The organism is Massilia sp. SYSU DXS3249, from assembly GCF_053668055.1.
The window spans coordinates 56,182-82,146 of sequence record NZ_JBSIPX010000009.1; the positions used below are offsets into that span (position 1 = coordinate 56,182).

Genomic DNA, 25,965 nt, shown 5'->3' on the forward strand with positions numbered 1-25,965 from the left:
CCCGAAGACCTAGCATGGTGGCTGTTACCGAAAGGAGCATCATGCACAAGGACACAGCGGCAGTGCGCCCGGTGGGCAAGGAATTCCTCAGCTTCCAGCTGGGCGGCCTCGAATACGGACTCGATTTCGGCAAGGTGCAGGAGCTGCGCGTGCTGAAGTCGCTCGAGCGTTTCGCCTCCGACGGCGAGCTTGTCGAAGGCGTGGCCGTGTCGCGCGGCGTCATCATGCCGATCGTCGACATGCGCGCCGCCTTCTGCGGCCATCCGGTGGTCACCACGCCGATGACCGACGTGATCATCCTGAAACTCTCGACCTGCGTGATGGGCATGGTGGTGGACGGCATCACCGACGTGGTGACCCTGCGCCCGGAACAGATCTCGCCGATTCCCGGCGCCGACGGCGGCGCCATCGACTACCTGGTGGGGCTGGGCGTGGCCGATGGACGGCGGCTGATCCTGGTGGATATCGACCGGCTGATGTCGATCGACAAGGGGGCGCGGCAAGTGGCGTGACCTTTGTAGCAACCAGCTCCAGAAACCTCGCGTCGGTGCATGTTAGGTTTGAACGCGTGAGCGGCGCACGCGTCGCGTCGACGCAGAGTAATGGGTGGAGCCGCCCACCCTACAACACCATCCGCGTTACGCCGCCAACCCCTCCAGCTGCTCCTGCAACTCCAGCCACTCATTCTCCAGCGTCCCCAGGTCGCGCACCACGAAGGCCTGGTCCGCGACCAGGTTCTTCAGCTCGTCCTTCTTGTCCGCTTCATAGATGCCTGAATCGAGCAATCTGGCGTCGATGTCGGCCTTGCGGGCGTTCAGCTTGGCCATCTGCTCTTCCAGCCGCTTGATGCGGTTCTCGATCGGCTTCTTCAGGGCGGCAATGCGCTGCCGCTCCCCTGCATCCAGGCGCTTCTGTTCCTTGCGGTCGGCCACAGGTGCGGCGGGCGAAGGAGCGGCGGCGGCCACCGCAACCGGCGCCGCGGGCTTGGTCGCGGTTCCCGGCAGCGCCTCGTTCCCTTTGCCGAGCTTGGTCTGGAACAGCCAGTCCTTGTAGTCGTCGAGGTCGCCGTCGAAAGGCTGCAGGCGGCCTTCGGCAACGATGATGAACTGGTCGGTGGTGGCGCGCAGCAGGTGGCGGTCGTGGGAGACGACGACCAGCGTGCCCTCGAACTGGGCCAGCGCCAGCGTCAGGGCCTCGCGGGTCTCCAGATCCAGGTGGTTCGTCGGTTCGTCCAGCAGCAGCAGGTTCGGGCGCTGCCAGACGATCAGGGCCAGCGCCAGCCGCGCCTTTTCGCCGCCCGAGAAGGGAGCGATCGGGCTGGTCACCATCGTGCCCGGGAAGTTGAAGCTGCCGAGGAAGTTGCGCAGCTCCTGCTCGCGCACGGTCGGCGCGATCTTCGCCAGGTGCCACAGGGGCGACTCGTCATGGCGCAGCATCTCGACCTGGTGCTGGGCGAAGTAGCCGATCGACAGGCCCTTGCCGAGGGTGGCATTGCCGTTCAGGGGCGCCAGCTCGCCGGCGATGGTCTTGATCAGCGTGGATTTGCCGGCGCCGTTCACGCCCAGCAGGCCGATGCGCTGGCCGATCTGCAGCGAGAAGTTCACGCGCTTGACGATGGTCTTGCCGTCGATGCGGTCGCCATGCTCGTCGAGGATCGGGTAGCCGGCGTCGACGTCTTCCATCACCAGCAGGGGATTCGGGGCGGCGAGCGGGTCGCGGAACTCGAAGGAGAATTCGGCGGCCGCGCGCAGCGGCGCCAGTTCTTCCATCTTCGCCAGCGCCTTCATGCGGCTCTGGGCCTGGCGCGCCTTGGTGGCCTGGGCCTTGAAGCGGTTGATGAAGGACTCGAGGTGGGCGCGGGTGCGCTGCTGCTTCTCCAACGCGCTCGCTGCCAACACCATGGCCGCGGCGCGCTGGCGCTCGAAGGACGAGTAGTTGCCCGAGTAGCGCTTGAGCTTGCGCTCGTCGATGTGAACGATGACGTTGACGATCTCGTCGAGGAAATCGCGGTCGTGCGAGATGATGACCAGGGTGCCCTGGTAGCGTTTCAGCCAGTCTTCCAGCCAGATGATCGCATCGAGGTCCAGGTGGTTGGTCGGTTCGTCGAGCAGCAGCAGGTCGGACGGGCACATCAGGGCCTGCGCCAGGTTCAGGCGCATGCGCCAGCCGCCCGAGAAGCTGGCGACCGGCTGCTGCATCTGGTCGAGCGAGAAGCCCAGGCCCAGCAGAAGCTGCTCGGCGCGCGATTGCACCGTGTAGGCATCGGCGTCCATCAGCGCGGCGTGCACGTTGCCCATCGCGATGCCGTTCTCCTCCGTGTGGGGCGCCGCTTCCAGCGCGTCCAGCTCGGCCTGCAGGCGGCGCAGGCCGACGTCGCCGTCGATCGCGTAGTCGAGGGCAGGGCGGTCGAGCGCAGGGGTTTCCTGCGCCACGTAGGCCAGGCGCCACTTGGAAGGGAAGTCGATCTCACCCCCGTCGGCGTGCAGCTCGCCGCGCAGCATGGCGAACAGGCTCGATTTGCCGGCGCCGTTCGCGCCGATCAGGCCGATCTTGTCGCCGGGGTTCAGGGTCAGGTCGGTGCCTTCGAAGAGCGGCTTGGTGCCGCGCATCAGGCTGACGTTCAGGAAACGGATCATGCGTGAAGTTCTACAGTCTTATACGTTCTGGAGCTGCTCGGCGGTGAGCAGGAATACCGCTTCGTCGCCGGCGCTCGTGGTGAGCCAGGTCAGGCCGAGGTGGCCGAAGGCCGCTTCCGCGTATTCGGCCTCGTTGCCGATCTCGACGACGAGGATGCCTTCCGGCGTCAGGCGCTCGGCGGCGCCGGCGACGATCTTGCGTACCAGGTCCATGCCGTCCTCGCCGCCATGCAGGGCGATCTGCGGCTCGCGCAGGTATTCCGGCGGCAGCTTGGCCATCGAGCCGGCGTTCACGTAGGGCGGGTTGGTGACGATCAGGTCGTACTTCTTGAAGGGCACGTTCTCGTACAGGTCGGAGGCGATCGGATTGACCCGGCCTTCGAGCTTGTAGTCGCGGATGTTGCGCTCGGCCACGGCCAGCGCGTCCTGCGAGATGTCGACTGCGTCCACCACCGCGTTCTGGAAGACGTCGGCCATCATGATCGCCAGGCAGCCGGAGCCGGTGCACAGTTCGAGCACGTTCTCGACGGCGAACGGGTCGCTCACCCAGGGGCTGAAGTAATTCGGGATCAGTTCCGCGATGAAGGAACGCGGCACCAGCACGCGCTCGTCGACATAGAAGGCATAGGTGCCGAGCCAGGCTTCGTTGGTGATGTAGGCGGCCGGCACGCGCTCGGTGGTGCGGCGCTCGATCACGGCGAGCACCTGCAGCACTTCTTCCGGCAGCAGCTTGGCGTCGAGGAAGGGATCGAGGCGGTCGAGCGGCAGCTTGAGGGTATGCAGGACCAGATAGGCCGCTTCGTCGAAGGCCTCGGCGCTGCCGTGGCCGAAGAACAGCCTGGCCGCATTGAAGCGGGTGACGGCGTAGCGCAGCAGGTCGCGCGGGGTGCTGAAGGTGGTCGTGGTCATGGCGTGTCCTCGCTTGTTCCGATGTTATGTCAGTGCGCCAGCAACTTAAGTAAGCAAATTCGCCAGCGTCCGGCGGTAGATGTTCTTGAGCGGGTCGATGAAGCGCAGCTCGACGTGCTCGTCGATCTTGTGGATGCTGGCGTTGGGTGGGCCGAATTCTATCACCTGGGGGCAGATGCGGGCGATGAAGCGCCCGTCGGAGGTGCCGCCGGTGGTCGACAGTTCGGTCGTGACGCCGGTCTCGTCCAGGATGGCGCTGCACATCGCTTCCGACAGCGCGCCCTTCGGGGTCAGGAAGGGCAGGCCCGACAGGGTCCACTCGAGTTCGTACTCGAGCAGGTGGCGGTCGAGGATGGCGTGCACGCGCGCTTCCAGGCCCTCGGCCGTGCTCGCGGTCGAGAAGCGGAAGTTGAACTCGATCGTCAACTGGCCCGGGATGACGTTGTTGGCGCCGGTGCCGGCGTGGATGTTCGACATCTGCCAGGAGGTCGGCGCGTAGTACTCGTTGCCTTCGTCCCAGACTTCGGCGGCCAGTTCGGCCAGCGCCGGCGCTGCCTGGTGGATCGGGTTGCGCGCCAGGTGCGGGTAGGCGATGTGGCCCTGCACGCCCTTGATGACGAGGTGGCCCGAGAGCGAACCGCGGCGCCCGTTCTTGATCGTGTCGCCCAGGATGTGATTCGAGGTCGGCTCACCCACGACGCAGAAATCGAGGGTCTCGCCGCGCTCTTCCAGCATGTCGCAGACGATCACCGTGCCGTCGACGGCCGGCCCTTCCTCGTCGCTCGTGATCAGGAAGGCGATCGAACCCTTGTGGTCCGGGTGGCTCGCCACGAACTCCTCGCAGGCGACGACCATCGCCGCGATCGAGGTCTTCATGTCGGCCGCGCCGCGGCCGTAGAGTTTGCCGTCGCGGACCGTGGGCGCGAAGGGTTCGGAGGTCCACTGCTGCACCGGGCCGGTCGGCACCACGTCGGTGTGGCCGGCGAAGACGAACACCGGCGACTCGGAGCCACGGCGCGCCCACAGGTTGGTGACGCCGTTCGATTCGATGGTCTCGCAGCGGAAGCCCAATGGGGCCAGCAATTCGACCAGGCGCTGCTGGCAGCCCTTGTCGTTGGGCGTGATCGAATCGAGGGCGATCAGTTCGGCCGACAGGTCCTGGGTGCGCGAATGCTTGACGATCATGCGTCCCTCCCGAACAGGCGGGAGTAGTGATCCGCCGAGAAGCCGACCGACAGCGGGCCCGCACCTTCCAGCACCGGGCGCTTGATGACGGAGGTGTTTTCCAGCATCAGCTCGAGGGCGCCGGCCTTGTCGGTGACGGCCGCCTTGCGCTCGTCCGGCAGGTTACGCCATGTGAGGCCCTTGCGGTTGACCAGGGTTTCCCAGTCCATCTGCTCCAGCCAGCGCGCGGCCGTGTCGCGGTCCAGGCCCTGCTTCTTGAAATCGTGGAAGGTGAACTCGATGCCGTGCTCGGCGAGCCAGGTGCGGGCTTTCTTGACGGTGTCGCAGTTGGGAATACCGTAGAGGGTCTTGGTCATGGGCGTAAATCGTGGACGTAAGTGCGGCGAGGCAACGCATGGTTGCCCGTGGTTACTAATGTGGCGGTCGTTCGGGAAGCGGCGAGGATAGCACAGGCATTCCGGGGCTGTTGCCTGCTTTGTTACTGGTCCGCGCAATCCGCGTGGGCTCGAGAGCCCACCCTACGGTCCGGATTGGCGGTCGTGAGCCACCGGGAGTCAGCGGCTTCTTCCGTAGGGTGGGCACTTGTGCCCACGCGGACGATGCAAACCAATAACAGGGCAGGCAACAGCCCCGCTAAAGGATGTCAGGTATCGAGCGTGAATTCGGTGAAGGTCGTCGCCGGCTCGTCCGCCTTCTTCTGCTCTTCCGCCCCCTGCGCCGGCCCGTTGTTGAGCAGCCAAAGCAGGTTGGTGGCCGAGTCGGCATTCGCCAGCGCCTCTTCCTGCGTGACGAGCCCCGACTGCACCAGCTGCAGCAGCGCCGCCTCGAAGGACTGCGAGCCCGGCGACAGACTCTTGTCCATCGCTTCCTTGATCCCGGACAGCTCGCCTTTTTCGATCAGGTCGGCGATGTAGCGGGTGTTGAGCATGATTTCCACCGCGGGCTGGCGGGTGCCGCCGGCGGCGGACTTCACCAGGCGCTGCGAGATGATCGCCTTGGTGGCCGAGGCCAGGTCCTGCAGCAGGGCGGCGCGGTTCTCCAGCGGGTAGAAGCCGATGATGCGGTTCAGGGCGTTGTAGCTGTTGTTCGCATGCAGGGTGGCGACCACCAGGTGGCCGGACTGGGCGTAGGCCAGGGCCGCGCCCATCGTCGCCTGGTCGCGGATTTCGCCGATCAGGATCACGTCCGGCGCCTGGCGCAGGGAATTGCGCAGGGCGCGCTCGAAGTCGAGGGCATCGCTGCCGATCTCGCGCTGGTTGACGATCGATTTCTTGTTCTTGAAGAGGTATTCGATCGGGTCTTCCAGCGTCAGGATGTGGCCGGTACGGTGCTCATTGCGGTAGTCGAGCATCGAGGCGATCGTGGTCGACTTGCCGGAACCGGTGGCGCCGACCACCAGCAGCAGGCCGCGCTTTTCCATGATCAGTTCGGACAATACCGGCGGCAGGCCGAGTTCGCCCAGCGGCGGAATGGTCGCCGGCACGAAGCGGAACACGGCCGAAACGCTGCCGCGCTGGCGGAAGGCAGACAGGCGGAAGCGGCCGAGGTTGGGCACCGAGATGCCCATGTTCAGTTCGTTCTCGCGTTCGAGTTCGGCAAGCTGCTCGGGGGACGCGATCTCGGCCAGCAGCGAGGCGATGTTGTCCGGGTCGAGCCGGTGCTGGTTGATCGGGATGAGGTTCCCGTTGATCTTGATGTGGACGGGAGAATTCACCGCGAAGAACATGTCCGACGCGTTTTTTTCTTTCATTAGCTGGAACAGGCGGTCCATGGCCATGTGGTGGTCTCCCGGGTGGTGCGGTAATTCAGATGTTCGTTGAACGCGTGGACGGCAGAGCCGTCCACCCTACGAAACCCGGTAGGGTGGACGGGTTCCCCGTCCACGCGTTCAACGCACGTTCGATCGGTCGAAACGCCGAATCAAATCCCGCGCAGCAGCTCGTTGATCCCCGTCTTCGCGCGCGTCTTGGCATCGACCTGCTTGACGATCACCGCGCAGTACAGGCTGTACTTGCCGTCCGGCGAAGGCAGGCTGCCCGACACGACGACCGAACCGCTAGGGATGCGGCCGTAGGTGACTTCGCCGGTTTCGCGGTTGTAGATCTTGGTCGACTGGCCGATGTAGACGCCCATCGAGATCACCGAGTTCTCTTCGACGATCACGCCTTCGACGATCTCCGAGCGGGCGCCGATGAAGCAGTTGTCTTCGATGATGGTCGGGTTGGCCTGCATCGGTTCGAGCACGCCGCCGATGCCGACGCCGCCCGACAGGTGGACGTTCTTGCCGATCTGGGCGCAGGAGCCGACGGTGGCCCAGGTGTCGACCATGGTGCCTTCGTCGACGTAGGCGCCGATGTTCACATAAGACGGCATCAGCACCACGTTCTTGCCGATGAAGGAACCGCGGCGGGCGACGGCCGGCGGCACCACGCGGAAGCCGCCCTTGGCGAAGTCTTCGGCCGTGTAGTCGGCGAACTTGGTCGGGACCTTGTCGTAGAACTGCATCCCGCCACCCTCGACCGGGACATTATTCTCCAGGCGGAACGACAGCAGCACGGCCTTCTTGATCCACTGGTTGACGATCCACTCGGAACCCTCTTTTTGCGCCACGCGCAGGGTGCCCGCGTCGAGGCCGGCCAGGACCTCTGCCACGGCGTTGCGCACATCGGCCGGCGCGGTCGATGGGCTGAAGTCCGCGCGCTGTTCCCACGCGGTGTCGATGATGTTCTGGAGTTGTTGGGTCATGATGATGATCTCGTTTTCAGGAATCGGAATGCTGGGTGCGCCCGTGCGCGGTACCGAGGGACTGGCAGAACTGGACGATGCGGTTGGCTGCTTCCAGCCCCTCGTCGACGCCTGCCACCAGCGCCATGCGGATGCGGTCGCGGCCCGGATTGGTCCCGTGCGCGTCGCGCGCGAGGTAGGAGCCGGGCAAAACCGTCACATTATATTCGGCGTACAGCCGGCGTGCGAACTCGGTGTCGGAGAGGCCGGTGCGGCGCACGTCGGCCCACAGGTAGAAGCCGGCGTCGGGCAGTTCGACGTCCATCACCTCGCGCAGCAGCGGCGTGATCAGGTTGAACTTCTCGCGGTAGAGCGTGCGGTTATCAATCACGTGGGTTTCGTCGCCCCAGGCCGCGATCGAGGCGGCCTGCACGACCGGCGACATGGCGCCGCCCGAGTAGGTGCGATACAGCAGGAATTTTTTCAGGACCTGCGGGTCGCCGGCCACGAAACCGGAGCGCATGCCCGGCACGTTCGAGCGCTTCGACAGGCTGGAAAAGACGACCAGGTTGCGGTACGGACGCGAACCGCTGCTGCGGCCCAGCTGGTGCGCCGCCTCCAGTGCGCCGAGCGGCGGCATCGACGTCGTGTAGATCTCGGAATAGCATTCGTCGGCGGCGATCACGAAGTCGTGGCGGTCGGCCAGCGCGAACAGCTCGCGCCAGTCTTCCAGCCCGAGCACGGCGCCGGTCGGATTGCCGGGCGAGCAGACATACAGCAGCTGCACGCGCTTCCATACCTCGTCGGGCACCGTGCCGTAATCGCAGGCGAAGTTGCGCGCCGGGTCGGAGTTCACGAAGTACGGAGTAGCGCCGGCGAGGTAGGCCGCGCCCTCGTAGATCTGGTAGAAGGGATTCGGGCACAGCACCAGCGCGTCGGCCTGGGCGTCGATCACCGAGTGGGCGATGGCGAACAGGGCTTCGCGCGAGCCGTTCACCGGCAGCACCATCGTGGCCGCGTCCAGCGGCGGCACGCCATAGCGGCGCTCCAGCCAGCCCGCGATCGCGGTGCGCAGCGCCTCGCCGCCAACCGTGCTCGGGTAGTTCGACAGGCCGGCGACGGCATGCATCAGTGCCTTTTCGATGAAGGGCGGCGTCGGGTGCTTGGGCTCGCCGATGCCGAGGCTGATCGCTTTGAATTCGGCGTTCGGCGTGACGCCCGCGAACAGTTCGCGCAGCTTTTCGAACGGGTAGGGATGGAGTTTTTCGAGGTGTGGATTCACGACGGTACCAGGAAGGGTAGTGCGAAAAGAACCATTATAGCGCCGATAACCATGCCGTTCAGGCAGTTGCCAGTGTACCAATCGCAGGCAGCCGGTTGCTGCAAGATTTCCAGTAGGAATCAAACGTAAGTACAAGTATCATGGGAGGTTGCTGACTTCCTCCACCGTATCGCCCGATGACGCCGCACATCTCTGAACCGACGATCCTCGCCATCGACAACGGCACCCAGAGCGTGCGCGCGCTGCTGTTCGACCTGCGCGGGAACATCGTTGCCAAGAGCCAGGTGCCGCTCGATGCCTACCAGTCGCCGCAGCCCGGCTGGGCCGAACATGCGCCCGAGGACTTCTGGCAGGCCGTGTGCCGCGCCTGCCAGGGCCTGTGGAGCCAGGCGGGCGTCGACCGTGGCGCCGTGCGCGCGGTGGCTGTCACCACCCAGCGCGGCACGGTGGTCAACCTGGACAGTGAGGGCAGGCCGCTGCGGCCCGCCATCACCTGGCTCGACCAGCGCCGCACCGAGACCGTGCCGCCGATCGGCCCCTTCTGGCGCAGCGCTTTCAGGCTGGCGCGCGTGGCCGGCACCATCGATTTCTTCCGTGGCGAAGCCGAGATCAACTGGATCCGCGCGCACCAGCCCGCAGTGTGGGAAGCGACCGACAAGTTCCTGCTGCTCTCGGGTTACCTGAACTGGCGCCTGTGCGGGCGCTTCATCGACTCGACCGGCTCGCAGGTGGGCTACGTGCCCTTCGACTACCGCCGCCACCGCTGGGCCGGCCGGCGCGACTGGAAGTGGCAGGCGCTGGCCATCGAGCCGCGCATGCTGCCCGAACTGGTGCCGCCTGGGACGCAACTGGGCGTGATTGAGCCGGATGCGGCCGGGGCCACCGGCATCCCGCCCGGTACGCCCCTGTTCGCGGCGGCAGCCGACAAGGCCTGCGAAGTACTGGGCGCCGGCTGCCTCGATCCGCAGGTCGGCTGCCTCAGCTACGGCACCACGGCCACCATCAACACCACCAGTCCCCGCTATGTCGAGGTGACGCCCTTCGTGCCGCCTTACCCGGCCGCGGTCCCGCACGCCTACAGCACGGAGGTCCAGGTGTTTCGCGGCTACTGGATGGTCAACTGGTTCAAGGAGCAGTTCGGCCACCACGAGCAGCTGCAGGCGCTCAGCGAGGATTGCGCCCCCGAAGCGCTGTTCGACGCGCTGGCCGAATCGGTGCCGCCCGGCTCGATGGGCCTGATGCTGCAACCCTACTGGACGCCCGGCATCCGCGTGCCGGGACGCGAGGCGAAAGGCGCGATCGTCGGCTTCGGCGACGTCCACACGCGCGCCCACGTCTACCGCGCCATCCTCGAGGGCCTGGCCTATGCGCTGCGCGACGGCCGGGAGCGCATCGAACGGCGCAGCGGCGTGCGCATCACGGAGTTGCGCGTCTCCGGCGGCGGCTCGCAGAGCGACTGCGCGATGCAGCTCACCGCCGACATCTTCGGCCTGCCGACCGCGCGCCCGCACGTCTACGAGACCTCGGGCCTGGGCGCCGCCATCATCGCCAGCGTAGGGCTTGGGCTGCATCCGGATACGGGGACTGCGGTGGCGGCGATGACGCGAGTGGGGAGGGTATTCGAGCCGGTCGAGCAGAATCGGGCGATCTATGACCGGCTGTATAAAGGGGTGTATCGCAGGATGTACGGGCAGTTGCAGCCCTTGTACCGCGAGATTGCGGCCATTACAGGCTATCCGACAGCTTATCGAAAACGTCCCTGATCCCCTGCAGCTAACGCTTGGAGCCTGGAACGTCGCTAGTCCAGTCCGCATCGATCGCGCCGGTGCAAGACGGCGGCCGTTCACACCTGGCCTATCCTTGCGACGCCATCGATGTCCATGACGCGTCATCGTTTCAGGGCACCGTTGCACGGAATGAACCCGACTGGAAGGTCGGCGCAGACCCGCTGCTTATATATACCACTTCAAAAAAAACACATGCTTGGCTGATCCCGGCAGCGGGTCCCGACGTCCTGTTGAACTCGCTTGTGCTAAATCGTAAATACATGATTTTAAAAGGGTTCGGCCACCGGAAGATAATCTTTGAATTGCACGTGCGTAAATATTAATGCTGAGATTCGGCCGATATTTGTTTCCTGAACTTATTAAAATATTTACTCCTTTGAAATCAATTATTTGTTGTTCGGTTGAAATTGTAAAAAAATGTGTCCAACCCTCTTGACCGTTAGTGAAAATCGGCGAAAGATCTTGAACTTATCGACATGGCCACCATCGGGATACTATCTCTCCTGAGTACGCGGCAGTGAACAGGCGGGCATAAAAGTTCCGCCCGGCTCGGCGATAAAATAAAACGACTAGGGATCGATCTTTCAGGGTGTAATCAGAGACAGTCAACAGTTAACATTCTACGCCGCTGCGTGGTGTGGGCACACACCGGGAATGGATGTACTTTCATTCCTGAAGCGAAATCAATTTTTGTACGTTATTTCCTGTCTGTGTAGGAGGCTTCATTATGTCTCGAAATAGCTTGGCATGTGTTTCAACCGGACGTAGAAATCTGCTGAAAGGGAGTATTACCGCAGCAGGTTCCGGGTTACTCGCTGCGAAACTGGCTTCGGTGCCTGCTTCGGCGTCCGATCTGGTGAGTCCACGTACGACGCCGTTTGTCGAACGTCTGCCGGTCTACGGTCCCAAATCCGCGGTGCAGGAACTGGTTCCTCCTCCTGTCCCTGTCGCTACTGGAGACGAGTGCGGCAGGGAGACGCATCAGCGCTGGGCGGAATTTCCTGCAAATAAATTTTACGAACTAAATGTTTGCCAGGCGATGCATTCGTTTCACCGGGATTTGCCGACGCAGCCAATCTGGGGTTACGACGGCATCTGTCCCGGACCGACGTTCGTCGCCAAATATGGCGAACCGATCATTGTCCGCATCCATAACAATCTTCCGCAAAATCATGTCGGATTCGGATCGCCAGAAATAAGCACCCACCTGCACAACCTGCACAACGGATCGGAAAGCGACGGGTTCACGGGAGATTACTATAGTCCCGTCAAGGCAGGGCCGACCATGTCTGGCCCCGGGAAATACAAGGATCATCTTTATCCAAATTGCCTTGCAGGCTACGACCAGTATTACGAGACACACGGCGATCCGCGGGAAGCACTTGGAACGCTCTGGTATCACGACCACCGCATGGATTTCACCGGGCCGAATGTGTACCGCGGCCTGAGCGGATTTTATCTGCTGTTCGACGAAATTGATTCGGGAAATGAAAATGATACGAGTGCCAAAGCATTACGTTTGCCGAGCGGAGTCGGGAAGTACGACATTCCACTTGTTTTTCAGGACAAGCAGTTCAATTCGAAAGGAATCATGGCTTTCGATCCGTTCAATTCCGATGGTTTCCTTGGCGATAAAATGTGCGTCAACGGAAAAATCCAGCCTTTTTTCGAGGTGGAAAGGCGCAAGTATCGGTTTCGCCTGCTCGACGGCAGTCTTTCACGCTTCTACGAGTTCTACCTGAGTTATGGAGGGACGGATCAGGCGTTCACCTATATTGCCAACGACGGCAATCTGCTCGCCGCTCCGCTCACGATGAAGAAAATCCGCCTTGCTCCGGCCGAGCGAGCCGATATCGTGATCGATTTTGCCCAATACCCTCTGGGAACCAAGCTCTTTCTGGTCAATAGGCTCGAGCAGCTCGACGGGCGCGGACCGTCCGGCAAGATCCTTAACCCGGGAACGCAGATTCTCCGTTTCGATGTCAAGGCCAATCCGGCGGTCCCCGATGCCAGCCGTGTTCCGGCCACCTTACGTGAACAGCCGCCGATTCCTTCTCCGGAAGAGCTGAAAGACCTGCCCAGGCGGGTCTGGGAATTCGACCGCAACAATGGAGCCTGGTCGGTGAACGGCAAGTTGTTCGATGTGCGCAGGGTGTCGGTCAAACCCCGCCTGGGATCGAAGGAGGTCTGGGTATTGCGCGGCGGTGGAAACTGGTCGCATCCGGTACATATCCATTTCGAGGAAGGCCGCATCCTGTCGAGAAATGGCAGGCTGCCTCCCGTGCATGAGCGCGGCCGCAAGGACGTGTATGTCATCGGGCCCGGCGAGGAGCTGCAGCTCTTCATGCATTTCAGGGACTACACGGGAAAGTACATGATGCATTGCCATAACCTGGCGCACGAAGACCACGCGATGATGGTCCGATGGGATGTGGTTGCCTGAGCGTGTTTTCGCCAAAAGGCAGTGGCTTTCCAACTAGGGAGAAATGAAAATGACTTCGAAGCGTACGACCTTGATGACGCTCCTGGCCAGTGCAGCGACGTCGGCTGTCTCGGCATCGACGATGGCATGGGAAGCGGACCGGCGTTCTGCAGCAGATCCGCGGGCGGCCTATTTCACGAACAGCCCGTTCATCGACCATGAGGGCAGGCCGGTCAGGTTTTACCAGGACATCATCCATGACAAGGTCGTTGTCCTGAACATGATGTACACCGCGTGCACCAGCATCTGTCCTGGTAACACCGCGAACCTCCTGCGGGTGCAGCAAGCGCTGGGCGACCGTATTGGGCGCGACGTCCATATGGTGTCGATCAGCCTGCTGCCGGAACTCGATCCTCCCTCGGCATTACGTTCCTACATGAAGCGTTTCGAGATCGGTCCAGGATGGACCTTCCTGACCGGCACGCGGAAAAGCATGGACATCGTCCGCCGCAAGATCGGGTTTTACGACAGCGATCCTGCCGCGGACAAGGATGTGTTCCGGCATACGGGAATGCTCAGCATCGGCAACGACCGGATCGAGCGGTGGTGCATGATGCCCGCCCTGTCTGCGACGCACCAGATCGTCAGGTCGATCGAGGAGTTGGCCTGACCGGCTGCGGGAGAGCGACCGCGAGCCGTATCGGGAAAGTTGGTCCGAGCGCGTGGGATTTCATATGTGGATTCTGACCGGCCATGCCCTTGCGTTGCCGGCATGGCCCGGCATTTTTATTGGATTGCCTATGGAAATATTTTGGAACCGGGATAACCCAAGTCACCTATTACAAGAGACAAGCATCGAAAACCCGGCCGGCTGGCCGGTATCGACCGCTTAGGGATGTGTTCATTAAAAGTTGGAGTGCATAATGAAAACGAATGATGAAACTGGCGGATTTCATTATCTGCAAAACACTGCGAACCCGTGTGTGGAGGCGAAGCGCGCGGAAAGCCGATCTGGCCCAAAGGATGCGCGCGCCGTTGGACTGCACAGGTTTGCCGCCGCCCTGACGCTGCTGGCGTCAGCGATGGCGTCGGCCCAAACGGTCAGTAATCCGCCATTACTGCCGATGGATATTACCGTGTTCCCGTCGCGTGATTTCACATCGGTCGAGGGTTTTGCGAAGAACGCCGATGTGCTCGTGCAAGTGAGGCGCGGCGGGCTGGTGAGCGATGCGGTCGGACGTACCGACGCGACCGGTGCGATCGAGGTGAACCATCCGGGTGGCATCTGCTGGAGAAATCTTACGCCAGACATTACCGCCGGCGACACGGTACGCGTGACGTACCGGGACACGACCAATAATCGCAATCTCGTTCCCCCTCCCGTGAAGGACTCCGGCGCGGCAACCAACACACAGAATGTCACGGCGACGCAGGCAGTCGAGCTCGCCGATGGTACCGTGGTCGTCAAGGGCAAGGCGGTTCTCCCCGGTGGCGGCCGCATCCCGTTGAGCCGGCTCGAGGTCCGGATTGTCAACGACGAATTCATCGGTACCGACACCAGCCGTATCGGGAAGCGGGACATCCGCGCGGACAGTCTGGGCGGCCGCATCGATGGAACTGATGGCAACCCTATTCCGGGTACCAGTGCAACGCTTGCCTATGATGCGGCAACGGGAACGTCGTTCACCGCTACCTTCAGGGGGCTGAACGCGGATGAACGGCAGTTGGTCGTTTCTGGACAGACGCGTGTCATGGGGTGGCAGCAGACCACTGGGGCGGGCGACCGGCTGGGCATGACCATTTACGAAGTCGGTGAGATCGGCGGCCCCGGTATGGGCAGCTGTCCTCCGGGGCCGGGAGGTGTCCTCGTGTCGGGGCCGCCAACGCCGCCGGTTCACTACACGCCTGCCACGCTGCTCGACGCCGGGTTCCAGGGCAACCAGCCGTCGCTGAAGGATGTCACCGTGTTCCCGGAGCGCGACTTCATTTCGATCGAAGGGTTTGCGCCGGGCACGGAACTGCAGGTCGTCGTTCGCAGGGGAACGTCCGATACGCCGGTCATCGGCACGGCCCGCGGCATCGTCGCCAGGGGCGGTGTCTTCGAAGTCAACCATCCGGGTGGTGTCTGCTGGACCGGACAAACGCCGAACATCCTCCCGGGCGACCTGGTCGATGTGCTGGCACTCGCAGGCGGAAGTTTTTCTGCCGGCCAGACACAGCGGGTGATCGATGCCAAGGTCACCAAAGGCGCCTTCGTCACTACAGACGGCCTCAACATACGGGTCAACGGGACGGCGACGGACAATGGCCAGCCCCTGCCATTACGATTCATGGAGCAACGCATCATCAATCCGGATTTCGCCAATACCCGCATCGGGCGCCGCGACATTCGCGCCGATATCGATGGCGGGAGGGTCGACAATGTCCCCGGCGGCACCGGTACCCTGCTGCGTACGGGCGACAGCCTGAGTAATGAGTGGCGCGCCGTCTACAAGGGGCTCAACGCCACCGAAATGCAGCTTGCCCTCGCGGGGCAAAACCGCATCATGGCCTGGCTGTCCACCAATGGCAACGGCGACCGGTTTGGCTTGACGATCTCCGAGTTCGGCGAAGTGGGTGGTCCGGGGATGTCCGGCTGTCCGGCACCGGGTAACGCTGCGGTTGCCATTCCCTGATCGGAGAAACCACGGCCGCTGTCTTGTGGTCATTCGGGGGCGACTCCGAATGGCTGCATGACGGCGGCGCCGTCGGTCGACAGGCGCGCTAGGACTGCAACGCCGCCTGAATCAAGGCCAGCGTCGCCCCCGTCTGCACCGCCCGCACGCCATTGCGGCCCGCTTCCTTGACCGCGTACATGGCGCGGTCGGCGCAGACGAAGAAGTCCTTGATGTCGTCGAGCTGGGTCGGGACGATGGTGGCGACGCCCAGGCTGGCGGTGACCCAGGGCGAAGTCGTCGAGCGCGGGTTGGGGATGTTCAGCGATTCGATGTGGGCGCGGATCGCCTCGCCGATGGCGCAGGCGGCCTCGTGCCCGGTCTCTCCGAACAGCAGCACGAATTCCTCGCCGCCGTAGCGCGCGGCGAGGTCGGTGGCACGCAGCGCGTGCGACTGCAGCGCCATCGCCACCTGCTGCAGGCAGGCGTCGCCGGCGGCGTGGCCGAGGCTGTCGTTGTAGCCCTTGAAGTGGTCGACGTCGAGCACGACCAGCGACAGCGGCTGGCTCGAGCGGATCGCGCGCTGCCATTCCTTTTCCAGGAAGCTGTCGAAGTGGCGCCGGTTGGCGATCTTGGTGAGCGGGTCGAGCAGGGCGGCGCGCTGCAGCGCGTTTTCCGACTGCTTGTGGTGGGTGATGTCGTGCAGCAGGGCGATGAAGAGCGGCTGCTCGCTTTCCATCGGCGTGAGCGTGAAGTCCATCGCGCGCAGGACGCCGTCGCGCTGGCGGATCAGCACCTCGCGCGCGCCGTGCCAGCCCTGCGGCGCCGCGCGGGTCAGGTGCTGGTCGAAGAAGTCCAGGCATTCCTGGGCCACCGGGGCGACCAGCAGCTCGCCGAGCGGGCGGCCAGCCAGTTCGCCGTGCGTGTAGCCGAGGTAGCGCTCGCAGGCCGGGTTGGCGTACTGGATGCGCCCGCCCGGTTCGATCGTCATCAGGCCTTCGTCCATGCTGTCGACGATCAGGCGCAGGCGCTCGCTCTGCTGCTGTTGCGACAGCGCGGCGCGGCGGAACTGCAGCTGGCTGCGCACCCGCGCGCAGACTTCGGCCAGGCGCAGCGGCTTGGGGATGTAGTCGGCCGCGCCGGCGTCGAAGCCGGCGACGATGTCGTCGGTGTCGGTGCGCGCGCTCATGAAGAGCACGGGGATGTTGCAGGTGGCCGGGTGCGCCTTGAGGCGGCGGCATACCTCCATGCCATCGATGCCGGGCAGGACGATGTCGAGCAGGATCAGGTCGGGCAGGGCGCGCCGGGCGATCTCGAGCGCGCGCTCGCCGCTGTTGGCCACGAAGGTCTGGTAGCCCTGCTCGAGCATCATGGCGCGCAGCGCGCCCAGGTGCGCGGGCGCGTCGTCGACGATCAGGACGGCGGCCTGGCGCGTGACTGCGGGTGCGGGGGCGAGGGTGGGCATCGGTGGCGTCGCGGGACGGGTTTGATCTCTTGCAAAATCATAACCCGATGTGGACGCCCCCGGTAACTTTTGTTGCCGAAAAGCTAGTACAGTTTGTGGTGGCGCCGCAACCGCAAAGCGAGGAACACGTGGTGACTGTAGGTATTTTGGCAAAATACTATTCAGCCCGCATAAAATGTGGCTAAAAAAGCAAATTGCTTACGAAAACGCTGCTGCGGGCACGCGTTGTCGCGCGCCCGCAGCTAGCCCGGCCTTACAGTTGCGCCGCAATCAGCTTGCCCAAGATCGCAATGCCTTCGCGGATGCGTTCCGGCGGCACCGTTACAAAGGACAGGCGCAGGGTATTCGTTTCCGGATCGGTGGCGTAGAACGGGGCGCCCGGCACGAAGGCGACGCGCGAGGCGATGGCCTGGTCGAGCAGCTTCATGGCGTCGACCGATTTCGGCAGCGTCACCCAGATGAACATGCCGCCTTCCGGTTTGGTCCAGCTGACCTGGGCCGGGAAGTGCTCGGCCATCGCATCGAGCATGGCCTGGCACTGGTTGCCGTAGAGCGTGCGGATGGTCGGGATGTGCTCGTCGAGGAAGCCGTCCTTGACCACTTCGTAGACCACCATCTGGGTGAGCTGGGCGGTGTGCAGGTCGGCCGCCTGCTTGGCCAGTTCCAGGCGGCGCACCATCGGCAGCGGCGCGCATACGTAGCCGAGGCGGATGCCCGGCGTGAGCACTTTCGAGAACGAACCCATGTAGATGACGCCTTCCGGGTTCATCGCCACCATCTTCGGCATCGGCTCGCCGGAATAGGACAGCGCGCCGTAGGGATCGTCCTCGATCAGCGGCAGGCCGAGGCTGGCGCAGGTCTCGACCAGTTCATGCCGGCGCGCTTTCGATAACGAGCGGCCGGTCGGGTTCTGGAAGTTCGGCAGCGAGTAGAGCAGGCGCGCACCCTCGGCCACGGCGGCGAGCGAGGACGGCACCAGGCCATCGTCGTCGGTGGCGACCGAGGCGAATTCCGGGCGGTACACCGAGAAGGCCTGCAAGGCGCCCAGGTAGCTCGGGGTCTCGACCAGCACGCGGCTGCCTTCGTCGATCAGCACCTTGCCGATCAGGTCGAGGGCCTGCTGCGAGCCCGAGGTCATCAGGATCTGCTCGGGCAGGATCTTGGTGCCTTCCGTCGACAGCGAGTTGGCGATCCATTCGCGCAGCGGCGCATAGCCGTCGGTCGGGCCATACTGCAGCGCCACCTTGCCGGTCTCGGATAGCACCTTGTCGTAGGCCGCCTTCATGCGCTCGACCGGGAAGGTCGCGGGCGAGGGCAGGCCGCCGGCGAACGAGATGATCTCGGGACGCTGGGTGATCTTCAGGATCTCGCGGATGAACGAGCTTTGCAGCCCCTGCGCACGCTCGGAAAACTGCCACTGGATGGGACGGGATTGTTCGATGGTCATGCTGGTCTCGCTGGAAGGTGTCGCCGCCCGGAACCCGGCGATAAGGTCAGGCCGCCGTGTTGGCAGCCCATTCATTACCTGCGTCGCGTGTGCTTACGCCACTTCGACGATCATCTCGATCTCGACGCAGGCGCCGCGCGGAATCTGCGCCACGCCGAAGGCCGAGCGCGCGTGCTTGCCGGCGTCGCCGAAGACTTCGCCGAACAGTTCCGACGCGCCGTTGGTCACCAGGTGCTGCTCGGTGAAGTCCGGGGTCGAGTTCACCAGGCTCATCAGCTTGACGATGCGCTTCACGCGGTTCAGGTCGCCGCCGCAGGCATCCTGCAGGGTGCCCATCAGGTCGATGGCGATGGCGCGTGCGGCAGCCTGGCCGTCGGCGGTGGTCTTGTCCTTGCCCAGTTGGCCGGCGTTGACCGAACCGTCCGCGTTCTTGGCGATGTGGCCGGAGACGAAGACCAGGTTGCCGGTCTGGACGTACATGACGTAGGCGGCGGCCGGTGCGGCGGCAGGTTGCAGGGTGATGTTCAGTTCGTTGAGTTTGTCGTAGACGGACATGGGATTTCCGGTTGCGGTGGATGAAGCCGGTATTGTACGACTTGAAAGGCCGGATGGACACCACGGCACGGCCGCGTCGCGGCAGGGCCGGGAGAAGACAGTGCGGCGCTCATTGCGCGGTGGCGTCCAGGTCCTTGATCGCGGCGTTCCAGACATTGATCCAGGTGTTCATGCTGTGGCCGCTCGGTATGTACAGCTCCCTGACCGCGGCGCCGCGCGCCGCGAGGCCGGCCGCGATCTTCCGGCTGCTGGCATGGAAATGGTTTTCCATGAAGCCGGCGCCGATGAAGACGCGATGCGCGGGCAGCCTGGCTGCGTTCCGGAGCTTGGGTATTCCGGGCGACATGACGATCGCGCCGTCGAAGACGTCCGGGTGCGCCAGCAGGGCGTCGGTGGCCCAGACGCCGCCGTTCGAGTAACCCGCCGAGAGCCGGCGCAGCGGCTTGCGGGCGCCTTCGACATGGCGGCGCACGTCGCCGGTCACGAATTGCATGAACAGGGGATAACGGGCGGCGCCATGGGGATGCAACAGTTCTTCCATGCGCGTTTCGTTGGCATTGACCTCGGCATTGTGCACGCCGACGACCACGAAGTCGCGCATGTCGACGCCATTCATCAAGGCGTTTCCGACCAGGATGCGCGTTGAGTCTCCGTCAGGCATGTAGATGATCGAGCAGTGCGCGAGGCTGCGTCGGCAGAATGGGCCGGTGGCAACCGTGACTGTGCGCTGGCCAATGGCGCCGGGACCGGCCAGTTTTTCGGTGCTGACGGTAACACCGTGAGCCAGGAACAGGCCCTTGTCGATCTTTTCCTTCACAGCAGCAAATTGCGGCGAACCATTGATTTGCGCACGGGCATCCTTGCGGTGCTCCATGCCGAAGAAGCGCAGGTCGAGCATTGCCTGCGCCATGCGGTTCCAGCGGAATTTACCCGCATAGATATCCCCTTCGACCTTGTCCAGGTAGGCCTGGATGTCGCAGCAGACGCGTGGCCCGGCCGGATACCGCAAGTCGGCCGCCTCCGCCCGCATCACGACGGTGAGCGCATCGTCCTCGACTCCGTAGGCGAAGCCGCGATCCTTCAGCTTCTCGCGCGCGAGTGCGCGTTCCCCGGCATTCAGGGGCTGCTTGCAGACGGTGTCGTAGCCATCGGCCGGTTTGTTCGCGGCGCAGGCTTGCAGGTCGCGTGGAACAAACGCTTCCTCGGCAGCCGTGGCACTGCTGGTCATCAGGAAGGCGAAAGCGAGTACGCCGGCGAAGCGGGAGCGGAGGGATGGCGTCGATTCGTCGGGCATGGCATGCGGCCTGTCTGGATGAAGACACGCTGAAGTATAGAGAAACTATCTTGCCAGAAGATCACGAATTGTCACACCGGGCCGGGCGCTCGCGACAGCGTTTTATTGTCAGCTTAGCATTTCCGAATGGTATCATTCCGCATCGCCGCCATGCGGCTCGCCGGGACGCCTCATGAATGCCGTGCTCGTACTGAAGTTGCTGCTGGTTCCCCTCCTGATCTGGCTCGTCACGCTGGCCGGCAGGCGCTGGGGCCCGGCAGTCGCCGGCTGGCTCTCCGCCTTTCCGATCGTCGCCGGCCCCATCCTGTTCACGCTGACCCTGGAGCAGGGCGCCGCCTTTGCCGCGAATGCCGCCGAAGGCACGCTGCTGGCGGTGGTCGCCATCCTCGTTTTCAGTCTTGCCTATGCCTGGGCATCCAGCCGCCATGGCGTGGCCGGCTCGATGCTGCTCGCCTTGTTCGCCTATGGGTTGGCAGTGGCGGCGCTGCAGGCGCTGCGCCCGCCGCTGGGCCTTGCCTTCGGCGCGGTCTGGGGCGCCTGCCTGCTGGCTTCGAGACTCTTCCCGCGCGACGTGGCAGAGTCAGGCGGCGCGCGTCCCAAGGACCTGCCATGGCGCATGCTGGCAGCAGCGCTGCTGGTGCTGGCGGTGACCGCCGGCGCCACCCGGCTCGGGGCGCGCCTGTCCGGCTTCTTCGCCATGTTCCCGGTGATGAGCACGGTGCTGGTCGGCTTCGCCCATGCCGGCCTCGGACGCGGCAACGCCGTCTCCCTCCTGCGCGGCATGGTGACGGGCTACTTCGGCTTCTCCGTGTTCTGCCTCATCCTGGCGATGCAGCTGCGCGAGGGCGCCGTCGGCGCGGCCTTCGGGCTGGCGCTGGGCTGCGCGCTCGTCGTGCACATGGCGGCGCGGCGGCTGCTGGCAAGTCCGGCGCCCGTGGCCGTGCCGGCGCCGCGGGCGTAGCGATGCCGGCTCCGTCGGCGTCGAACCGTGCGGCCCGCCTCGCCAAGGCGGCGCACATCGCCGTCATGGCGGCCGTCATCGCCGGCAGCGTGGTCGTGTTCGCCGACCTGGTGGTCGACACCGGCCAGAAAATTTACTATGGATGGGCGAGCCGCGACTGGCCTGCAAAAGTCGGCACGGTGCTCACGTCGAAGGTCGAGCAAAGCGGCAAGGCCCGGTTACCGGCCGTGCGCTATCGCTATGAACTGGGCGGACGCGTGATCGAGTCCGGGCGCCCCGGCAACTGGTGGACCTATGACAATGCCTACCGCTTCGTCGAGGCGTTTCCGGCCGGCGCCGAGGTGCTGGTCTACCACGCGCCAGGTGGCGAGGCTTCCGTGCTCGAGCGCGGCGTGCGTGTGATGGATGTCGTCGCGCTTATCGTGATGCTGCCCTTCATCGGATTCCTCATGCTGCTGTACAGCGCGGCGATGGCATATTTCCTCAGGACGCCCGCCGACGAACAGCTGGCGCAGTGGCGCTCCCTGCGGGCACGCGGCCGGCGCCGCCCGCTCGTCACGCCAAGGTCCTGGGAATCGAAGGCGCACGCGGACGCGCTGATGGACGCCGAGATCGCCGAGCGCCTGCGCGCGCAGGCCGCGCGCCGCAAGAACAAGTAGGGGCGCAACGGTGTTGAGGTTTTTATAAGACTTCTTGTATAACAGACCTCTTGAAACCAGCAGCACCCTCCCCATATTGCTGCAATCCGTTCAACCAACCGTAACACCACGAGGAACAAGATGGCTGTCGCCGAAAAAGAAACCCTTGGCTTTCAAGCTGAAGTAAAACAGCTGCTGCAACTGATGATTCACTCCTTGTATTCGAACAAGGAGATCTTCCTGCGCGAACTGATCTCGAACGCGTCCGACGCGGCCGACAAGCTGCGCTTCGAAGCGATCAACAACGATGCCCTGTATGGCAACGACCACGAGCTGAAGATCTGCGTCACCTTCGACAAGGATGCGAAGACGATCACGATTTCCGACAACGGCATCGGCATGAGCCGCGACGAAGTCATCTCGCACCTGGGCACCATCGCCAAGTCGGGCACCAAGGAATTCTTCAGCAAGCTGTCGGGCGACCAGCAGGCCGACGCGGCCCTGATCGGTCAGTTCGGCGTCGGCTTCTACTCGGGCTTCATCGTCGCCGAGAAGATCATCGTCAACACCCGCCGTGCCGGTGCCTTCGTCTCCGACGGCGTGCGCTGGGAGTCGGCCGGCGAGGGCGACTACAGCATCGAGACCATCGAGAAGCCGAGCCGCGGCACCGACGTCATCCTGCACCTGCGCGCCGGCGAGGAAGAGCTGCTCTCGAGCTGGAAGCTCAAATCGATCATCCGCAAGTACTCCGACCACATCTCGCTGCCGATCGTGATGCAGAAGGAAGAGTGGGACGAAGAGAAGAAGCAGACCGTCCTGAAGGACGAGTTCGAGACCATCAACCAGGCCAGCGCGCTGTGGGCCCGCAACAAGGCCGACGTGACGAAGGAACAGTACGACGAGTTTTATAAACACGTCTCGCACGACTTCCAGGAGCCGCTTGCCTACACCCACAACCGCGTCGAAGGCCGCAGCGAATACACCCAGCTGCTGTACGTGCCGAGCCACGCTCCGTTCGACCTGTGGGACCGCAACAAGCGCGGCGGGATCAAGCTGTACGTCAAGCGCGTCTTCATCATGGACGACGCCGAGCAGCTGATGCCGACCTACCTGCGCTTCGTGAAGGGCGTGATCGACTCGGCCGACCTGCCGCTGAACGTCTCGCGCGAGATCCTGCAGGAGTCGCGCGACGTGCGCGTGATCCGCGAAGGTTCGACCAAGCGCGTGCTGGGCATGCTGGAAGAAATGGCGAATGCGGACGAGGCCGAGGTGAAGGCCAAGTACTCGACTTTCTGGAAGGAGTTTGGCCAGGTGCTCAAGGAAGGAATCGGCGAGGACGCGACCAACAAGGACCGCATCGCCAAGCTGCTGCGCTTCGCCTCGACCGCCAACGAGTCCGACGAGCAGAACGTCTCGCTGGGCGACTACGTGGCGCGCATGAAGGAAGGCCAGGACAAGATTTATTATGTCGCCGCCGACAGCTATAACGCCGCGAAGAACAGCCCGCACCTGGAAATCTTCCGCAAGAAGGGCGTCGAAGTGCTGCTCATGACCGACCGCGTCGACGAGTGGATGCTGTCCTTCCTGACCGAGTTCGAAGGCAAGGAGCTGGCTTCGGTCGCCAAGGGCGGCCTGGACCTGGGCAAGCTGGAAGATGAAGCGGAGAAAAAGGAACACGAAGAGACCGAGACCCAGTACAAGGAACTGGTCGAGCAGATGAAGACCGCGCTGGCCGATAAAGCCAAGGACGTGCGCGTGACCTTCCGCCTGACCGACTCGCCGGCCTGCCTGGTGGCGGACGAGCACGAGCTGTCGGCCAACCTGGTGCGCATGCTGAAGGCCGCCGGCCAGAACGCGCCCGAGTCCAAGCCCATCCTCGAGATCAACCCGAACCACCCGCTGGTCACGCGCCTGAAGTACGAAGACGCGAGCGGCGCCCGCTTCGCAGACTGGTCGCACATCCTGTTCGACCAGGCGATGCTGGCCGAAGGCGGCAGCCTCACCGATCCGGCGAGCTTCGTGAAGCGCCTCAACGAGATGCTGCTGGCAACCGCCAGGTAAGCATTCGCGTTAAAACAAAAAACCAGGCCGCGAGCCTGGTTTTTTGTAGGGTGGAGTCCTGACTCCACGCGGACGCGGCGGTCGTGGTCCCAATAGCGTCCGGAGAACGCAGCAGTACGATACCCGCGTGGGCACCAGTGCCCACGCTACGTAATGAGCCTTTTCAACGCGACGTGGCCGCACCTCCCGGCCACCTCGCCGCCAGCCGTTCGAACTGCACCCCGAACCACCCCTTGCGCTGTTCCGTCACCCGTCCCAGCAGCCAGGTAGCGACACCAATCGCCGCCAGCAGCGCCACTACATCCACGGCATTCGTCCGGTCGTGCGGATACAGCAGCCCCCAGAGCCGCATCACCAGCGTATGCACCAGGTAGAGCGTGAAGGTGTACGAGGCCAGCACGCGCACAGGCCGCTCGACGCGCAGCAGGCCCGCGAACCCGGCGTTCTTCGCGCACAGGAAGTTCACAACCACCAGCAGGCAGACCACATAATCAGCCAGGAAGCGGTCTGCGCTTTTCAGGGGCAGGCCGGGGAAGGGCCAGATGGCATGGCCCAGGGCGCGCAGCGACGCGTCAAGCCCCGACACCTTGAACAGCACCAGCAGCGCCAGGGTGGCGGCCCAGCCGGCCAGGGCCAGCGGCCGCGCGATGCTCAGCCGCTCCTGCCAGCGATACACCAGCACGCCGCTCGCCCACACGGGCAGCAGTAGCCACAGTTTCGGGCCCATCAGGAGCAGCAGGGAGGCGGCGACCAGGATGCGGCGCCGTCCGCGCAGGTAGAACAGGGCGCCGAACAGCACGTAGTACCAGACTTCGTAGCCGAGCGACCAGTAGGGCGCGAGCAGCGGCGGCGGCTCGGAAATCGTCCACAGCTCGCCCATGAAGAGCAGGTGCAGCGGCAGGTAGAGCCAGGGCTTGCCCAGCTGGTAGAACTGGGCATCCGGCACCAGGTTGGATGCCGCCAGCGCGCCCGCTGCGGCGAAGGCCAGCACCAGGACCGGCAGGGCCACCGAGTAGATGCGGGTGCAGCGCGCCACGGCGTAGCCGCGCAAGTCGGTGTTCTTGTGCTGGGTCGTGTAGGCGATCACGAAGCCGGATAGCACGAAGAAGACGACCACCGATTCGCGGCCGAGATCGAGCAGCCAGGCGTCCCGGCTGCCCGCGATGATCCCGTAGGGCGCCAGGTGGCTGGCCACGACCAGCACGGCCGCCAGGAAGCGGCAGCAGTCGAGGTAGAGCGACAGCGGTCGGGACAGTGGTGGAGTCAGCGGTGGAGCCGGATGTGCCATGGTAGCGCCTGGTTAAGCAGCCCCCATGATACCTGCATGACCTTACAAAAGCTGCAAAAACGGCAAGACTGTGTCTTATTTGCGCAGTTGCGCGCAAAAGTCCAGCAGCATCCGTTCGCCCTCCGGCCATTCGCCATAGCCGGCATCAGTATTCACGTGGTCGGCGTCGCCGATCTCGACATAGCCGCTGCCCCAGGCCGCGGCAAAGGCCTGCGCGCGCTCGCGCGTGACGAAGGGGTCGTTGGTGCTGGCGACAACGATGCTGGGGAAGGGCAGCGGGGACATCGGCACCGGCGCGAAGCCGTTGGCGTCGATCGGATAGGACGCGGCTTCGACGTCGCTCGGTGCGACCAGGAAGGCGCCTGCCGCGCGCAGCGGCGAGCCGGATGCAGCCCAGTGGGCGGCGAGGATGCAGCCCAGGCTGTGCGCGACGAGCACAGGAGGGCCTTCGCACGCTGCGATGGCGCCGTCCATTTCGGCGATCCATTCGTCGCGCGCCGGATTGTTCCAGTCGCGGTGCTCGAGGCGACGCCACTCGGGATGGCGCGCGTGCCACAGCGACTGCCAGTGCTGCGGGCCCGAGTTCCACAGGCCGGGAAGAATCAGTACGTCGCTATCCACGGGAGGCCTCCACGTTGTCGTTCGGGCCATTTTACC

21 protein-coding genes are annotated in these 25,965 nt (G+C 64.1%); 8 read left to right on the forward strand and 13 right to left on the reverse strand.

Annotation, left to right across the window (positions count from 1 at the left end; translation table 11 throughout):
• Positions 1-41 precede the first annotated feature (41 nt).
• Positions 42-512 carry a chemotaxis protein CheW gene (locus ACWCIA_RS12400; protein ID WP_454163658.1) on the forward strand — a complete coding sequence of 157 codons (471 nt, stop codon included), beginning with the start codon at positions 42-44 and terminating at the stop codon, positions 510-512.
• Between the two features lie 126 nt (positions 513-638).
• Here the strand turns inward: ACWCIA_RS12400 and ACWCIA_RS12405 are convergent, their stop codons facing one another.
• From ACWCIA_RS12405 to dapC, 7 genes are all read right to left on the reverse strand, one after another.
• Positions 639-2,636, reverse strand: coding sequence for an ATP-binding cassette domain-containing protein (locus tag ACWCIA_RS12405; RefSeq protein ID WP_454163659.1), 1,998 nt, complete (start codon positions 2,634-2,636; stop codon positions 639-641).
• A gap of 18 nt (positions 2,637-2,654) precedes the next feature.
• A complete protein-coding gene (prmB, locus tag ACWCIA_RS12410) occupies positions 2,655-3,545 on the reverse strand; it encodes a 50S ribosomal protein L3 N(5)-glutamine methyltransferase (protein WP_454163660.1) in 891 nt (296 codons plus the stop codon).
• 45 nt (positions 3,546-3,590) lie between these two features.
• Positions 3,591-4,730, reverse strand: a complete 1,140-nt coding sequence (gene dapE / locus ACWCIA_RS12415; protein WP_454163661.1) for a succinyl-diaminopimelate desuccinylase — start codon at positions 4,728-4,730, stop codon at positions 3,591-3,593.
• Positions 4,727-5,086: an ArsC family reductase gene (locus ACWCIA_RS12420; RefSeq protein WP_454163662.1), complete on the reverse strand. Its 360-nt coding sequence runs from the start codon at positions 5,084-5,086 to the stop codon at positions 4,727-4,729. Before ACWCIA_RS12420 ends, dapE begins: the two co-directional genes overlap by 4 nt.
• A gap of 287 nt (positions 5,087-5,373) precedes the next feature.
• A complete protein-coding gene (locus tag ACWCIA_RS12425; protein ID WP_454163663.1) occupies positions 5,374-6,507 on the reverse strand; it encodes a PilT/PilU family type 4a pilus ATPase in 1,134 nt (377 codons plus the stop codon).
• A 143-nt stretch (positions 6,508-6,650) separates the two neighbouring features.
• Entirely contained in the window at positions 6,651-7,475 is an 825-nt protein-coding gene (gene dapD / locus ACWCIA_RS12430; RefSeq protein WP_454163664.1) for a 2,3,4,5-tetrahydropyridine-2,6-dicarboxylate N-succinyltransferase, read from the reverse strand.
• A gap of 16 nt (positions 7,476-7,491) precedes the next feature.
• A complete protein-coding gene (dapC, locus tag ACWCIA_RS12435) occupies positions 7,492-8,736 on the reverse strand; it encodes a succinyldiaminopimelate transaminase (protein WP_454163665.1) in 1,245 nt (414 codons plus the stop codon).
• A gap of 176 nt (positions 8,737-8,912) precedes the next feature.
• Here dapC and ACWCIA_RS12440 point away from each other — a divergent pair, with 176 nt between their 5' ends.
• From ACWCIA_RS12440 to ACWCIA_RS12455, 4 genes are all read left to right on the forward strand, one after another.
• Positions 8,913-10,499 carry an FGGY-family carbohydrate kinase gene (locus ACWCIA_RS12440; RefSeq protein WP_454163667.1) on the forward strand — a complete coding sequence of 529 codons (1,587 nt, stop codon included), beginning with the start codon at positions 8,913-8,915 and terminating at the stop codon, positions 10,497-10,499.
• A 751-nt stretch (positions 10,500-11,250) separates the two neighbouring features.
• On the forward strand, positions 11,251-12,966 hold the full coding sequence (locus ACWCIA_RS12445; protein ID WP_454163669.1) for a multicopper oxidase family protein: 1,716 nt from the start codon (positions 11,251-11,253) through the stop codon (positions 12,964-12,966).
• A 49-nt stretch (positions 12,967-13,015) separates the two neighbouring features.
• Positions 13,016-13,615 (forward strand): SCO family protein, encoded by a 600-nt coding sequence (locus ACWCIA_RS12450; protein ID WP_454163671.1) that lies wholly within the window; start codon positions 13,016-13,018, stop codon positions 13,613-13,615.
• Between the two features lie 253 nt (positions 13,616-13,868).
• Positions 13,869-15,620 (forward strand): hypothetical protein, encoded by a 1,752-nt coding sequence (locus ACWCIA_RS12455; protein WP_454163673.1) that lies wholly within the window; start codon positions 13,869-13,871, stop codon positions 15,618-15,620.
• An 88-nt stretch (positions 15,621-15,708) separates the two neighbouring features.
• On the opposite strand, the gene ACWCIA_RS12460 is transcribed toward ACWCIA_RS12455, so the two are convergent.
• From ACWCIA_RS12460 to ACWCIA_RS12475, 4 genes are all read right to left on the reverse strand, one after another.
• Positions 15,709-17,064 carry a diguanylate cyclase gene (locus ACWCIA_RS12460; protein WP_454163674.1) on the reverse strand — a complete coding sequence of 452 codons (1,356 nt, stop codon included), beginning with the start codon at positions 17,062-17,064 and terminating at the stop codon, positions 15,709-15,711.
• Positions 17,065-17,317: 253 nt separating this feature from the next.
• On the reverse strand, positions 17,318-18,511 hold the full coding sequence (locus tag ACWCIA_RS12465; protein ID WP_454163676.1) for an aminotransferase-like domain-containing protein: 1,194 nt from the start codon (positions 18,509-18,511) through the stop codon (positions 17,318-17,320).
• 93 nt (positions 18,512-18,604) lie between these two features.
• Positions 18,605-19,066, reverse strand: a complete 462-nt coding sequence (locus tag ACWCIA_RS12470; RefSeq protein WP_454163677.1) for a RidA family protein — start codon at positions 19,064-19,066, stop codon at positions 18,605-18,607.
• A gap of 109 nt (positions 19,067-19,175) precedes the next feature.
• Positions 19,176-20,360 (reverse strand): hypothetical protein, encoded by a 1,185-nt coding sequence (locus ACWCIA_RS12475; protein ID WP_454163679.1) that lies wholly within the window; start codon positions 20,358-20,360, stop codon positions 19,176-19,178.
• Between the two features lie 172 nt (positions 20,361-20,532).
• Between ACWCIA_RS12475 and ACWCIA_RS12480 the strand changes: the two genes are divergently transcribed.
• The 3 genes from ACWCIA_RS12480 (at position 20,533) to htpG (ending at position 24,020) form a co-directional block, all read left to right on the forward strand.
• On the forward strand, positions 20,533-21,321 hold the full coding sequence (locus tag ACWCIA_RS12480; protein ID WP_454163680.1) for a hypothetical protein: 789 nt from the start codon (positions 20,533-20,535) through the stop codon (positions 21,319-21,321).
• A 2-nt stretch (positions 21,322-21,323) separates the two neighbouring features.
• The gene (locus tag ACWCIA_RS12485; protein WP_454163682.1) at positions 21,324-21,980 is read left to right on the forward strand and encodes a DUF3592 domain-containing protein; all 657 of its coding nucleotides are present in this window, start codon (positions 21,324-21,326) and stop codon (positions 21,978-21,980) included.
• A gap of 120 nt (positions 21,981-22,100) precedes the next feature.
• Positions 22,101-24,020: a molecular chaperone HtpG gene (gene htpG, locus ACWCIA_RS12490; protein ID WP_454163684.1), complete on the forward strand. Its 1,920-nt coding sequence runs from the start codon at positions 22,101-22,103 to the stop codon at positions 24,018-24,020.
• A 163-nt stretch (positions 24,021-24,183) separates the two neighbouring features.
• Here htpG and ACWCIA_RS12495 read toward each other — a convergent pair whose 3' ends face one another.
• Together ACWCIA_RS12495 and ACWCIA_RS12500 are read right to left on the reverse strand one after the other, a co-directional pair.
• Complete coding sequence (locus ACWCIA_RS12495; protein WP_454163685.1) at positions 24,184-25,308, reverse strand: acyltransferase family protein; 1,125 nt, start codon at positions 25,306-25,308, stop codon at positions 24,184-24,186.
• A gap of 75 nt (positions 25,309-25,383) precedes the next feature.
• A complete protein-coding gene (locus ACWCIA_RS12500; RefSeq protein ID WP_454163687.1) occupies positions 25,384-25,929 on the reverse strand; it encodes an RBBP9/YdeN family alpha/beta hydrolase in 546 nt (181 codons plus the stop codon).
• Positions 25,930-25,965: the final 36 nt, after the last annotated feature.

Coding starts and splice junctions, on each gene's coding strand:
- ACWCIA_RS12400 (WP_454163658.1), top strand. CDS start 42: ATGCACAAGGACACAGCGGCAGTGCGCCCGGTGGGCAAGGAATTCCTC.
- ACWCIA_RS12405 (WP_454163659.1), bottom strand. CDS start 2,636: ATGATCCGTTTCCTGAACGTCAGCCTGATGCGCGGCACCAAGCCGCTC.
- prmB (WP_454163660.1), bottom strand. CDS start 3,545: ATGACCACGACCACCTTCAGCACCCCGCGCGACCTGCTGCGCTACGCC.
- dapE (WP_454163661.1), bottom strand. CDS start 4,730: ATGATCGTCAAGCATTCGCGCACCCAGGACCTGTCGGCCGAACTGATC.
- ACWCIA_RS12420 (WP_454163662.1), bottom strand. CDS start 5,086: ATGACCAAGACCCTCTACGGTATTCCCAACTGCGACACCGTCAAGAAA.
- ACWCIA_RS12425 (WP_454163663.1), bottom strand. CDS start 6,507: ATGGCCATGGACCGCCTGTTCCAGCTAATGAAAGAAAAAAACGCGTCG.
- dapD (WP_454163664.1), bottom strand. CDS start 7,475: ATGACCCAACAACTCCAGAACATCATCGACACCGCGTGGGAACAGCGC.
- ACWCIA_RS12440 (WP_454163667.1), top strand. CDS start 8,913: ATGACGCCGCACATCTCTGAACCGACGATCCTCGCCATCGACAACGGC.
- ACWCIA_RS12445 (WP_454163669.1), top strand. CDS start 11,251: ATGTCTCGAAATAGCTTGGCATGTGTTTCAACCGGACGTAGAAATCTG.
- ACWCIA_RS12450 (WP_454163671.1), top strand. CDS start 13,016: ATGACTTCGAAGCGTACGACCTTGATGACGCTCCTGGCCAGTGCAGCG.
- ACWCIA_RS12455 (WP_454163673.1), top strand. CDS start 13,869: ATGAAAACGAATGATGAAACTGGCGGATTTCATTATCTGCAAAACACT.
- ACWCIA_RS12460 (WP_454163674.1), bottom strand. CDS start 17,064: ATGCCCACCCTCGCCCCCGCACCCGCAGTCACGCGCCAGGCCGCCGTC.
- ACWCIA_RS12465 (WP_454163676.1), bottom strand. CDS start 18,511: ATGACCATCGAACAATCCCGTCCCATCCAGTGGCAGTTTTCCGAGCGT.
- ACWCIA_RS12470 (WP_454163677.1), bottom strand. CDS start 19,066: ATGTCCGTCTACGACAAACTCAACGAACTGAACATCACCCTGCAACCT.
- ACWCIA_RS12475 (WP_454163679.1), bottom strand. CDS start 20,360: ATGCCCGACGAATCGACGCCATCCCTCCGCTCCCGCTTCGCCGGCGTA.
- ACWCIA_RS12480 (WP_454163680.1), top strand. CDS start 20,533: ATGAATGCCGTGCTCGTACTGAAGTTGCTGCTGGTTCCCCTCCTGATC.
- ACWCIA_RS12485 (WP_454163682.1), top strand. CDS start 21,324: ATGCCGGCTCCGTCGGCGTCGAACCGTGCGGCCCGCCTCGCCAAGGCG.
- htpG (WP_454163684.1), top strand. CDS start 22,101: ATGGCTGTCGCCGAAAAAGAAACCCTTGGCTTTCAAGCTGAAGTAAAA.
- ACWCIA_RS12495 (WP_454163685.1), bottom strand. CDS start 25,308: ATGGCACATCCGGCTCCACCGCTGACTCCACCACTGTCCCGACCGCTG.